Source organism: Bacteroidales bacterium (assembly GCA_016707785.1).
GTDB lineage: Bacteria > Bacteroidota > Bacteroidia > Bacteroidales > UBA4417 > UBA4417.
The window spans coordinates 105,678-118,517 of record JADJGZ010000010.1 but is presented as its reverse complement, the minus strand read 5'-3'; the positions used below and the strand labels follow the sequence as shown (position 1 = coordinate 118,517).

The 12,840-nt window shown below is 40.0% G+C and carries 12 protein-coding genes; 7 read left to right on the top strand and 5 right to left on the bottom strand.

The features are described from left to right. Nucleotides 1–86: 86 nt before the first annotated feature. Entirely contained in the window at nucleotides 87–1,427 is a 1,341-nt protein-coding gene (locus tag IPH84_07300; GenBank protein ID MBK7173028.1) for a DUF5103 domain-containing protein, read from the top strand. Between the two features lie 11 nt (nucleotides 1,428–1,438). On the opposite strand, the gene IPH84_07295 is transcribed toward IPH84_07300, so the two are convergent. From IPH84_07295 to IPH84_07275, 5 genes are all read right to left on the bottom strand, one after another. Next, the gene (locus IPH84_07295) at nucleotides 1,439–2,692 is read right to left on the bottom strand and encodes an ABC transporter permease (GenBank protein ID MBK7173027.1); all 1,254 of its coding nucleotides are present in this window, start codon (nucleotides 2,690–2,692) and stop codon (nucleotides 1,439–1,441) included. Between the two features lie 174 nt (nucleotides 2,693–2,866). Beyond that, on the bottom strand, nucleotides 2,867–3,373 hold the full coding sequence (locus tag IPH84_07290) for a hypothetical protein (GenBank protein MBK7173026.1): 507 nt from the start codon (nucleotides 3,371–3,373) through the stop codon (nucleotides 2,867–2,869). A 98-nt stretch (nucleotides 3,374–3,471) separates the two neighbouring features. Next, nucleotides 3,472–4,122, bottom strand: a complete 651-nt coding sequence (upp, locus tag IPH84_07285) for a uracil phosphoribosyltransferase (protein MBK7173025.1) — start codon at nucleotides 4,120–4,122, stop codon at nucleotides 3,472–3,474. Between the two features lie 104 nt (nucleotides 4,123–4,226). Continuing rightward, complete coding sequence (locus tag IPH84_07280) at nucleotides 4,227–5,165, bottom strand: hypothetical protein (protein ID MBK7173024.1); 939 nt, start codon at nucleotides 5,163–5,165, stop codon at nucleotides 4,227–4,229. A gap of 47 nt (nucleotides 5,166–5,212) precedes the next feature. After that, nucleotides 5,213–6,517: a polysaccharide deacetylase family protein gene (locus IPH84_07275; GenBank protein MBK7173023.1), complete on the bottom strand. Its 1,305-nt coding sequence runs from the start codon at nucleotides 6,515–6,517 to the stop codon at nucleotides 5,213–5,215. 78 nt (nucleotides 6,518–6,595) lie between these two features. On the opposite strand from IPH84_07275, the gene IPH84_07270 reads away from it, so the two are divergent. From IPH84_07270 to IPH84_07245, 6 genes are all read left to right on the top strand, one after another. Next, complete coding sequence (locus IPH84_07270; protein MBK7173022.1) at nucleotides 6,596–6,766, top strand: hypothetical protein; 171 nt, start codon at nucleotides 6,596–6,598, stop codon at nucleotides 6,764–6,766. Between the two features lie 49 nt (nucleotides 6,767–6,815). After that, nucleotides 6,816–8,633: a DNA polymerase III subunit gamma/tau gene (locus tag IPH84_07265; protein MBK7173021.1), complete on the top strand. Its 1,818-nt coding sequence runs from the start codon at nucleotides 6,816–6,818 to the stop codon at nucleotides 8,631–8,633. 98 nt (nucleotides 8,634–8,731) lie between these two features. Further along, entirely contained in the window at nucleotides 8,732–9,679 is a 948-nt protein-coding gene (locus tag IPH84_07260; GenBank protein ID MBK7173020.1) for a hypothetical protein, read from the top strand. After that, nucleotides 9,676–10,275, top strand: coding sequence for a 1-acyl-sn-glycerol-3-phosphate acyltransferase (locus IPH84_07255; protein ID MBK7173019.1), 600 nt, complete (start codon nucleotides 9,676–9,678; stop codon nucleotides 10,273–10,275). The genes IPH84_07260 and IPH84_07255 overlap by 4 nt, the downstream gene beginning before the upstream one ends. A 67-nt stretch (nucleotides 10,276–10,342) precedes the next feature. Continuing rightward, nucleotides 10,343–11,614, top strand: coding sequence for a Vi polysaccharide biosynthesis UDP-N-acetylglucosamine C-6 dehydrogenase TviB (gene tviB / locus IPH84_07250; GenBank protein MBK7173018.1), 1,272 nt, complete (start codon nucleotides 10,343–10,345; stop codon nucleotides 11,612–11,614). A 300-nt stretch (nucleotides 11,615–11,914) separates the two neighbouring features. After that, on the top strand, nucleotides 11,915–12,793 hold the full coding sequence (locus IPH84_07245) for a class I SAM-dependent methyltransferase (GenBank protein ID MBK7173017.1): 879 nt from the start codon (nucleotides 11,915–11,917) through the stop codon (nucleotides 12,791–12,793). The last annotated feature ends 47 nt before the right edge of the window (nucleotides 12,794–12,840 follow it).

Below are 12,840 nucleotides of genomic sequence, written 5' to 3'. Positions count from 1 at the left end.
GTAGCCAATATTTAGTCAGTTAATGGTTTCCAAAACAATGGCAGGAATGCTCTACCTTTGTATTAAATCAACCATGATTTCTGTCTATGTCATCAAAAGTAATCAACCGGCTGAGATATGCCCATTTAATAGCTTTAATTTATATTGCCGGAATCTTCATGTGCCCGGATACCGTTTCTGCGAACCCTGATTCAGTCGATTATTTCAATGATCAGCAGTTACGCTATTCTGACTTTGTTTACAGTCCATCCATACATTCTATTTTATTATATAAATCGGGCTTCTTACTTTCAGATCCCATTATACAGCTGAATTCTGGTGAAACTTTGGAACTTGAATTTGATGATATTGAAGGAAACATTGAAGAATACTATTATTCCTTTACTCATTGTGATGCAGCATGGAATCCGACCGAAATCTGGAGTAATGAATACATTGATGGAATGATGGAGGATCGCATCGAGCAATATGAGTTTTCCTTTAATACCAGGGAATCCTATACACATTACAGCCTGGTATTTCCAAATACAAAAATGTCGGTCAAACTATCAGGTAACTACATAATCAGGGTTTTCAAACATGCTGATGATGGAAGTGAACAATACATCTTTACAAGAAGATTCATGGTTTTTGAACCGAAGGTCTCGCTGGAGGCGACAGTTAAGAGAGCCTCAACCATTGACGAAACAGACACTCACCAGGAAATTGATTTTTCTATCTATACCGATGCTTACAGAATTGATGCTCCCTATCAGGACCTGAAGGTTTGTATCCTTCAGAATAACCGATGGGATAATGCATTAACAACCCTGAAACCTTTTATGGTTAAAGGTGATATACTGGATTACTCCTTTGATAATGGAACAAATCAGTTTGTAGCAGGCAATGAATTCAGGCATTTCGACCTGAAAAGCCTGAAATATCTTTCAGATAAAGTTAAAGAGATCCATTTTGAAAACTCTGAGTACCATGTTAGTTTATGGGAAACGGAGCGTAGAATTTTTAAGGTTTATATCGGGGATGAAGATATCAATGGCAGGTTTTTATTAAAAACTGAAGATGAATCCAGTATTGCAACCATGGGAGAATATGCTTATGTTGATTTTTTCCTTGCCTATTCTGCACCACTTATACATGGCAATATGTATGTGGGTGGGGCATTTAATGGCTGGCAATACGGGACAGATAACAGGATGACTTACAATTTCCAGCGGCATGGTTATGAAGCATCACTGTATCTGAAGCAAGGCTACTATAACTACAATTATGTTTTTCTTGAAAACAACTCAGTTTCCGGGGATATATCCTTTATTGAAGGCAGCCATCATGAAACAGAGAATAATTACACTATCCTTGTCTATCATCATGAGCGGGGCACAGTTTATGACCAGCTAATTGCTGTAGGCAGCTTCAATTCAAGAAAATAAAAACGGGAGGATTATTCGTAACGAAGTGATTCAATAGGATCGAGATTAGCAGCCTTGGACGCAGGCACAATCCCGGAAACCAGGGCAACAATAAAACACAATCCTACCCCAAGTCCTATCCAGGCCCATGGGATGATGAAACTGCTGCCAATAGCCAGTGAAAGCCCGTTACCAATGGCGATCCCGAGGATAATACCCAGCAGACCACCAATCTGGGCAATAACAATGGCTTCAGCAAGAAACTGATTCCTGATTGTTTTCCGGGTAGCCCCAATAGCTTTCCTGATCCCGATTTCCCTGGTACGCTCAGTAACTGAGACAAGCATAATGTTCATTAACCCGATAGCAGCGCCAATAAGAGTAATCAGTCCGATTATTGTGGCAGCCATCCTAAGGTATTTGAGGCTGTCAAACAGCATGGCTGAAAGATTATCACTCTTACTGATATCGAAACTATCTTCTTCACCGACACCCACATCACGAATCACCCTTAGCAAACCGGTAGCTTCTCCAATAGCGGGATCAAGAGCTTCCCCATTATCAACATTAATATTGATGGAATAACTTGCCCTGGGCCGGGGAAACCTTTCCCTTACATTATTGATGGGTAACAGGCAAATGTTATCCGGGTTAAATCCCAGGCTTGATCCTTTCTCCTGTAATATTCCGATAATACGGTACTTGCCATTTCCTATCATGACATCCTTCCCAACAGGGTCCTCTTTATTTTTGAATACTTTTTGTATGACTGCAGATCCAACTATTGCCACTGAACTCCCGTAAAAAACCTCATTGGGTGTAAAATTACGCCCACTTCCCAGGTCGAAACCTGAAGTAGCAAGATATCCTTCATCTGTTCCAATAACTGGTACATTGGGATGTGTTTTCTTATTACCGCTTTTCACTGTAGCTGTATTTGTAGCATACATAAAAATAGAGGTACTGGCAGGAAAGCTGTATTCCGATTTAAACCTGACAGCTTCATCATAGGTGATTTCACGAAAATTGGTAGGCCGGCTACTCCTGTTACCCATATGAATCCTCATAGCCCGGTTACGAATAGTAAATGTATTTGCACCCATCATTTGGAAATTCTCATTCAGGTAATACCGTATGGCATCTATGGAAGTAAGAATTCCAACCAATGACATGATACCGAATGAAATGATCAGGACCGTAAGAATAGTGCGGAGTTTATGACTGCGAATCGAATGAAGTGAAATCTTCAGATTTTCTTTTGCGATTCCATTTTTAACCAATGCCATTTCCCAGAAACTAAAGTTTGATAATTACCTATGATTCTATTGGAATCATTTTCCACCTGAAACAAAAATACCTCAAAAAAAAGCGTCTGGTATGATCAAACCCAAATTATCTGAAAAATTATTGAAATTTTAACAAATTCAGAAAATCCTGACTGAACAGTTGGCAAGAGTTTACTAGAATATGGCAATAGCCGACGACATTAGAAGAGACCAAAACACAACAGATGCTGACAGGTAAAGCACAATATACTGCTTTTTGGGGTAAAACCTTGCTACCAGGAATGTGCCAACCGGGATGGAAAGAAGTACAGGTGTTAAGATGATAATACCAATGAAACCATACTTCCTTCTGATTCTGACAATTAATCTGTTTGTAAAAGTAAATACCTTTTTTCTCTTCCTGTGTAATGGAAAATGTCTTTCTGCAAGATGCAAAACATTTAATCTTGCTGCCAGGGAGTGGGTTACCTCGTGAACATACTTCCTGCAATAGGTATCGTATAACCGAATAATGCTTCTGCTCAGATAAAAAAACAAGAATACACCCATAATTCCACCGGCTGATGTAGATGCCAGGGTTTGAACAAAATTCAGCCCCATTCCGAAAGAAAGAGGTGGAGCCAGCAGGAATTTGACACTGCTAAGGGCAAAGACTATTAAAAGCTTGAGAAGAGCAGACATGCATTGAGGAGTAAGAAACAATTAATTAACGTTGCAACTAATCATTTATTACTTCAACGCCAAATAGTAATGATATGTTCAGTTTGATTTTTTGCTTATCAGGCCTTTTTTCCAAAAGCGAGATCGCCGGCATCACCCAGGCCAGGTACAATGTATCCCTGGGCAGTTAATTCATCATCAATGGCACCGACCCAGATAGTAACATCCTGGCTCCCCATATAACGTTTCAGATACGCTATTCCCTGGAGACTGGCTAATACAGCAACAAGGTGTGTATGCACAGGCTTGCCTTGCTGTACCAATTCTTTGTAAGATGAGAGCATTGAATGCCCTGTTGCAAGCATAGGATCACTCAGGATGAGCACCTTGCCCTCGAGATCCGGGCATGAAGTATATTCAATCCTCACAGCAAACTCATCATCTTTCCTGTGTTCGCGGTATGCCGACACAAAAGCATTGTCAGAATGGTCAAAGAAATTCAGTAAACCCTGATGTAATGGCAACCCGGCCCGAAGAATGGTCCCAAGAATGGGTGGATATTTTAAAACAGGAACATTGGCAGTTCCAAGGGATGTAGTAATCTCTCTGGATTCAAATTCCAGTCGTTTACTGATCTCATAAGCGAAGACCTCCCCCAACCTTTCCATATTCTTACGAAACCGCATACTATCAGTTTGAATACCAGCATCGCGCAACTCAGCAATAAACTGATTAACCAATGAATTTTGTGTGCCCAGATTGATAACCATGGTATGGATTTTAAGTCAATGGGGTGAGTATTCTGTAATAAGGTATTACCGCAAATGTATCGAAAATCATGTGATCCCTGACCCAACTTTTTTAATTTATTTTTTCAGATTTCCCTAAATTTCCTGTACACAGATAAGAGGGGTCTAAGTATCACTGGCAGATTATTCATCTTCAAACGAGGGTAGAAAGTCTTTTCAGAACCAAATGATGCATAGAACCTGGCCAGGTTTTCATCATTGGATCCTTCAAAATCGAGGGTAATAGAATTTCCTGCTTTTTCGTGAATGAAAGTATCTATCATCCATGGCATTACGCCTTTTTCCTTGCCCAAATCTGACAAAGCAGAAAACAAAAAAACAGCTTTCTGATGACTGTATGCCCAGATGATTCCTGCCACAACCTGGTTATTCTCATCAATGGCACCCCAAACCTGGCAGATACCCCGGCTGATCATAGCATAAATCAACCTGGAAAGCAATTGATACTGATCTTCTTTAAGTGCCTTTATTGATGAGCCCTTATTTAGTCTGAAAAGATCAATGATTACCTCAGGCTTCAGACTTCTGACAAGAGTCAGATCATGCTTTTCAGCCTTTTTCAGATTCCTGCTTAAGTTTTCACTGTACTGACTTTTCAGTTTCTCATATGGGTGTATAAGGTCTAATTCATAATTGACCTGGAGAGAGCAGTCTAAAGAGAACTGGTTAATAGTATTGAACTTATTGAGATTAAAATCCATATAAAGGAATCGCCGGGGAATACTCCGGATAAACTTATCAAGAACTTCCTGGTTTAGAGCTTGTTGGGAATACAGTCCGAGTTGCTGAGTAAAGTAGGGTTGTAAAAGGTAAGTTATTCCAAATTTCTTCCAGGCAGGCAATGGCATGACCCGAACATAATCATCTTCAACAAGAGCGCACCATTCAGGGCATACAAGGTCTAGAAACCAGGAATATCCATAGAGATTCCCATTGATTGCATGCTGAATGCATTCGTCCCATTTCTCAGAATTTACCTGGTCATGTGATAGGAAATGAATCATAGGGAGGTCATTAACCTGGTTTCATTGATAACGAATTCTTCAATTAATTAAGGCCTGGCAAGTTGGACCATTAGTTCAAATACATGTAGCCATCCTTTCCATTCTTTATGATCATTCAGCGTTTGATTATGCCATAGAGGGATGAAAACCCCATTCACTTTTTTAACTTCATTTATAAGAGATGTCAGAACTTCAATGGCTTGTTCCGGGCTTAATCTCAGGTACTCCTGCAGCGTTCCATCCATTACTGTAAATGGGTGTATTTTCAGATGAGTCTCTACATCCAGATCGAGATCATAAAAGAAGAATGGGGTGCAGATAGAAGCCCTGAACCCTGGCTGCTCGGCATAACCCATAGTAAAATCATCCGTAATATCAAGGTTAACAAGTTTTCGATAGGTAACAGGAAACTCCAGTCGCAGAAAATGTTGCCTGCTCATCTGTATTTCCCTGTGCAAAACCTTTGACAGCCGATTTACCTCGATTCCGGTAAGTTCAGGATTGGAAGCCGAAGCATAGGATGGATGTATACCTACCTCAGCATAATCCGAGATCAATTTAAGAAGCTGAAGGAATTTTCGGTTGTTAACGGGAAGGTTCTTGTCCCTGGGCCCGTAATCAGCCATCAGCACAAAATAGAGCATCCGCAGTTTGTACTTCTCCTGCAATTCGAAGAGGTAGCGAAATGTATCAAAAGGATCTTGTTGCCGGTTCAATAACACCTTGATCCGGTCCTTCATTTCATGGTAATCCTTCCTTCTGAAGGAATTGAGGAAGCCTCCGAGAGTACGGGTTATTCCTTTATGTTTGTAGGCAAACGCAGCATCTATATCAATCGTTGGAATGAACTGGTATTTGTGCTGCCTGATTTGAATACCAGGAAAATGTAATGATAATATCTTTCCTAACATTATCGCCCAGGTATTTACAACTGGTATTCTGAGGAAACCATATTTAAAAGCATCACTTCCATTTGCCAGGAATCTGCCGTGCTCATCCCTTATATGTGGCAGATACTCTTCATATCTTGTAACAAGGTAAAAGGAGGCAGAAAAGATATCAAACGGAAATATGGAAGAAGGTTCATAGACAGGGAAAATGGCTGGTTTACCTTCATATTCAAAATAATTGACATTTTTTACTGAAATCCCCGATTCGAAGAGTAAACCGTTTGCAGCAAGATACAATTCATTCTCTATAAGGATGCCATAAGTCATCCGGGGACCTTGCCAGGAAAGAAACTCTGATTCTGATTGGGTTATCTGAAAGGGAATCCCAAGCAAATCCTCCAGGAGCAAATGCGCAATGTAATGAAGCCGGCTTGTTTTCTTTTTGGCAAGGATAAGAAACATGGAGGGATAATTTCAGTGTTACAATATTACCGCGGGAAGATAGAAGTTTTCGAAATTACGAAAAAAAGATGTCAGAACATGAACGTAAAATGTCTGCTGTTATTGGAAACTACTCTCTGTAAGCAGAAAAGCAATAAATATGAGGTGCTGATTCCTTCTGAATTTCTTTCCTGGTCATTGTTACTCTGCTCAACAATTTCGAGGAAAAGTCTTACTTTTGGAATTCCAACAAACAGGCAGATGCTGTGATTAAAAAAGGCCTGTGCATGCATGTTTCAACAGTCTATTGATTTGAATTATGGATAATTTCATTGTTTCTGCCAGAAAATATCGTCCCGTTACTTTTGATACGGTAGTTGGACAACTCTCCATTACGAGTACCTTGAAAAATGCCATCAGGAACAACCAGTTAGCCCAGGCTTTTCTGTTTTGCGGGCCAAGGGGTGTCGGGAAAACTACCTGTGCGCGTATCCTGGCAAAAACAATCAACTGTGAAAATCCATCTTCCACTATAGAACCCTGTAATACCTGTACGTCCTGCAAGACATTCAATGAATCTTCTTCTTTCAATATACATGAACTGGATGCTGCTTCCAACAACTCTGTTGATGATATCAGAAACCTGGTAGAACAAGTCAGAATACCGCCTCAAATGGGTAAATACAAGGTATATATCATCGACGAGGTCCATATGCTGTCATCTGCTGCTTTTAATGCATTCCTTAAAACATTGGAAGAACCCCCGTCATACGCTAAATTTATTCTGGCTACCACTGAAAAACATAAAATCATTCCAACCATCCTTTCCAGATGCCAGATCTTTGATTTTAAGCGAATTACCATACAGGATATAGCCTCTCATCTTGCATATGTTGCCAGTTGTGAAGCCGTGACAGCAGATCCGGAAGGATTGCACCTCATTGCTCAGAAAGCTGATGGCGCCCTCAGGGATGCCCTCTCCATATTCGACCAAATGGTGAATCTAGGGGACCATTCCATTACAAAGGAATTGGTACTGGAAAACCTGAACGTTCTGGATTATGATTACTATTTCAGGATCACTGACTATATGCTTGCCGGGAATTATAAAGAATGCCTGTTAATTCTCAACGAGATCATACAGAAAGGATTTGAAGGACAGCATTTTATAACAGGATTGGGCGAACATCTCCGCAATCTTCTTATGTGCCTGGATGGTTCAACCATTAAACTCATTGAAGCCAGTGAATCTGTTAAGGAGAAATATCTCTCACAAGCAAGGAATGCACCTGTTATGTTTCTTATCAACACCCTGGAAATAAACAATAAGTGCGACTTCACTTACAGGGCCGCTAATAATAAACGGCTTACACTGGAGATTGCACTTATCCAGATGTGTCAGCAAGGCAATCCGGCAATGATCAGCGAAAGCATTCAGCCTCCTGCAAGCATACCCATTCCTGTTTCTCAAACTGTTGCTCCTACTCCACCACCCAGGGAATTGGCCCCTGCACCTGCAGCCCCTCCTCAAATCATCGAGGAAAAACCAATCAGCCCGCCTGCGGTAGTCAAAGCAGAAACAATTTCTGAACCTGAAATCACCTCTGTGGAAGAGCCTGTTCAACCACAAAATGAAAAAGTCCCCCTTCCTGAAGAACCTATACAAAAATATCCTGCCGCTTCCATGCATTCCATTAAAGGCATCATGAACCAAGGTTCGCAGGTAGCTCCAAAAACTGAAAAAGAAAATATTACCCTCCGGAAAAAGGAGTCTTTTTCTTCAGAACAACTTGTCTCGGCATTTTCAATGTACGCTGCCAGGATCAATGATGATTCTGCCATGCTATTCACTGCTTTAACAGCCCATGAACCAGAACTAAAGGACGATCTCATCATTGTTCTGACTGTTGACAATGCAATTTTGTTGAAAGAGGTCAATGATTCATTTAACCTGTTGTTATCATTTTTAAAGGAGGAGCTAAAGAATGATTTCATTTCTTTGGAGGTAATAGTATCAACCCACATTATTGAAAACAAGAAATTCCTCAGTGATAAGGATAAATTGGATGCGATGAAACTTAAGTCGCCTGAATTGGCAACTCTTACCGATCAGCTTAATCTCGAATTAGATATTTAAGAATTTAGCCGGACGAGTTTTGCAACAATATAAAGTCTGCCACCCCATCAGACTGGGAATCAATGCTGAACAACACTCATGGATAAAAGGTCCATCCTATGAAAAAACGCATTTTTGCATTAGGGGAATCCCTTATCGATATCGTTTTTGAAAATGATCAGCCTGTAAAAGCGGTACCTGGAGGTTCTATGTTTAATGCGGCCGTGTCATTGAGCAGATCAGGCATATCCGTTGAGTTCCTTGGAGAATTGTTTGAAGATGCATTAGGCAATATTATAGAGAAGGCCCTTGAAAGGAACAAAATTGGCATCAACTGGAGTATCAAACACCCAACAGGAAGAACATCTCTTGCTATTGCCAGCCTGGATGAAAACAAGAATGCAAGTTATAGTTTCTATCATAACCCAACATTTCCATTGACTGAATTTCCAATTCCTGAGTTCAGCAATGCTGATATTTTGATTTTAGGCTCAGGTTATGCGATCAGGTCCGACAGAAAAGAATGGAAACTAAAAGTATTGGAAGAAGCCAGGCAAAAAGAAGTTTTGATTTATTATGACTTAAATATCAGGAAATCTCATTTGCAATCAATTTCAAAGATTAGGGATATGGTAATGGAAAATATATCATACTCTCAAATTGTTAAAGGCTCTGATGAGGATTTTTTGCATATTTTTGGGTATTCTGAGCCAGAGAAAGTGTATGAGATTATAGGCAAATACTGCCCGATCCTTATAATTAGTGCCGGGAAAAAAGACATTACCTTATGTTTACCTGGTACGACCCGGAGCTATTCAGTACCTCCCATTACACCAGTTTCAACTATAGGGGCGGGTGACAATCTAAATGCAGGCATTTTATATTCCTTGTTAAAAAAAATGATCAACCTTCACAATATAAAGGCTTTGGGAGAAAATGACTGGATGGAGATTATTGGGACCGGTATATCCTTTGCCCAGGCTTGCTGCTGCTCTTTGGAAAACTATGTTCCGGAAGGTTTCCCCTCAGAATTAAAATCATCAAATCTATCAGGCAACCCATCATGAGTTTTTCTATTTCACACATAATACTAAAAATGGCAGGCTGGAAAATTTCCGGTTCCATGCCGTCCTCCTTAAAAAAATGCATCGTTGTAATGGCACCCCATACCAGTAATTGGGACTTTTTTATTGGCTGGCTTGGGTTCAATGTTCTTGGACTTAAATCAAAATACCTTATCAAAAAGGAAGCTTTCTTTTTCCCTTTGGGCACTATTGTAAGAAAGATAGGTGGGATACCAGTGGACAGGGGAAAAAGCACGAATATAATTCTTCAGATCACTGAACTTTTCAAAGAAAGGAATGAATTAATCCTGACTGTGACACCAGAAGGAACAAGGAGCCTGAACAGAAACTGGAAAAAAGGGTTTTACACAATAGCACTCCATGCAAATGTGCCAATAGTTCTGGGATTTCTGGATTATAAGAAAAAAATAGGAGGCTTGGGTCCCATTATTATGGTAACCGGAGATTTTGAAAAGGACATGGAAATGATTGAAGCATTTTACGCTGATAAAACTGCCAGGTTTCCTGAAAATTTCAATCTAAGTCCTCAAAATTTCCAGAAAAGGATAATAAATCAAATAAAAGAAGGAGAAATCTAGTTACCATTTCCATGTTAAGGAAATAAATAAGCAGATAACTTAAATACATTATAACATCTAATCAATAATTCAGAATATGAGTGATATTAAAATTGCAATCATTGGTCTTGGCTATGTCGGACTTCCATTAGCAGTTGAATTTGGCAAAAAACTTCCCGTTGTTGGATTTGATATTAATGTAAAACGAATAAAGGAATTGGAAAGTGGTGTAGATCACACCCTTGAAACCTCTTCTGATGACCTGAAATCAGCCAAACACCTGGTTTATACCCATAACCTCGAAGATTTGCGTCAATGCAATTACTTTATTGTTACCGTTCCTACTCCTATCGACAGGTTTAAAAGGCCTGACCTTACACCACTTATAAAAGCTTCAGAAACAGTTGGTAAAGTACTGAAAAAGAATGATATAGTAATCTATGAATCCACAGTCTATCCAGGTGCAACAGAAGAAGAATGTGTCCCTGTCCTGGAAAAATTCAGCGGACTAAAATTTAATACTGATTTCTATTGCGGTTATTCTCCTGAAAGAATCAACCCGGGAGATAAGGTTCACACCCTGATAAAAATCAAGAAAGTTACTTCAGGTTCTACACCAGAAGTAGCTAAGAAAGTAGATGACCTTTATAAATCCATCATTATTGCAGGAACCCATATCGCATCAAGCATTAAAGTAGCAGAAGCTGCAAAAGTTATTGAAAACTCTCAAAGAGATATCAATATCGCTTTTGTCAATGAACTGGCACTGATATTCAATAAACTTGGAATCGACACTCATGAAGTCCTGCAGGCTGCAGGCACTAAATGGAACTTCCTTCCGTTTACCCCGGGCCTGGTTGGTGGCCATTGCATAGGAGTTGACCCTTATTACCTCACTCATAAAGCACAGGAAGTCGGGTATAATCCTGAAATTATCCTGGCCGGACGTCGCCTCAACGATAATATGGGAATCTATGCTGCCAACAGGACAATTAAACTTATGATCCAGAAAGGGCATACTATCGCCGGAAGCAGAATCCTGGTATTAGGGATTACGTTTAAGGAAAACTGCCCGGATATTCGCAATTCCAGGGTTATTGATGTCATCAATGAACTTCAGGACTTCGCATGCCAGGTAGATGTATTTGATCCCTGGGCTAATGCCGATGAAGTTAAACACGAATATGGTGTTGATATGATCCCCTCACTTGACAATGTCCAGCCTTATGATGCCATTGTTTTTGCTGTTTCTCATAATGAATTCAGGGAAATGTCATTCGATAAATTTAAGAAACCCAACACTGTTTTCTTCGACATAAAAGGAGTCGTAGAAAAGGGCATGGTTGATGGCCGGCTCTAATCTGAGTCTGCTGTAAATATCATTAATATTTTTAAAGAAGAGCTGCCTGTATTGACAGCTCTTCTTTTTTGTATTCCCGGAACCAGTAACACCTTATGGTTGGAATTTTGGTTTAGTTCAGCACACTGATATGCTAACTATTGAATACTTTTGCATCGAAATACTGGTTTATTACTCAAGTTTAACGGTTTCATGTCTATGAAATTGACAATTGAGACGCCACCAGGCCTTCCAGTGAAATAAAATTAAAAAAGCACAGATTTTCAAGTATAATAATCGCAAGCGCCAACCATTGTATTTATGAAACTTTTAACTCCATTATATTGGAAAGACTATGAGTTAATTGACTCAGGTAATTTCAGGAAACTTGAACGGTTTGGCAAGTACTGCCTGGCAAGGCCTGAGCCACAGGCCATCTGGAACCAGTCGCTAAGTGAAACCGAATGGGATAAAATGTCAAATGCTGAATTCAGAATTGAAAAAAACGACCCTGAAAAAGGAAAATGGATTCTGAAGAAAGGGATGCCTGAACAATGGTGGATACGTTACTCTCATGCAGGACTGGATATTAATATGAGACTGGGATTAACTTCATTCCGGCATATTGGTGTTTTTCCAGAACAGGCTGAAAACTGGGATTACATCTATGATTTCCTGAAAACCAATCAGAAACAACAGTCTAAAGTCCTGAATCTGTTTGCCTACACCGGAGGAGCCTCCCTGGCTGCACGTGCTTCAGGGGCTGATGTTTACCATGTGGATTCAGTGAAGCCCGTTATTACCTGGGCTCGGGAAAACATGGAAGGCAGTAATTTATCCGACATTCGATGGATAGTGGAAGACGCTCTGAAATTTGTAAAAAGGGAGGTAAGAAGAGGCAGCAAGTACCAGGGAATCATACTTGATCCGCCAGCTTATGGACGAGGTGCAGATGGAGAAAAATGGATCCTTGATGAACAGATCAACGAAATGGTAATGCATTGCAGTAATTTGCTGGAAGAAGATAATAGTTTCCTCATCCTGAACATGTATTCCATAGGCTTTTCTGCCATTGTCGCCGATAACCTGGTAAACTCTTATTTCAAACTTTTCAGGGACAAGGAAATCGGGGAGTTATTTTTAATAGATTCTTTTCAAAAACGACTTCCCCTGGGGACTTTTGTTCGTTTCATGTTGTAAGTCCCTCTTCAGAGTGATTGAAACTAATAACTTTAAAGAACGTATCC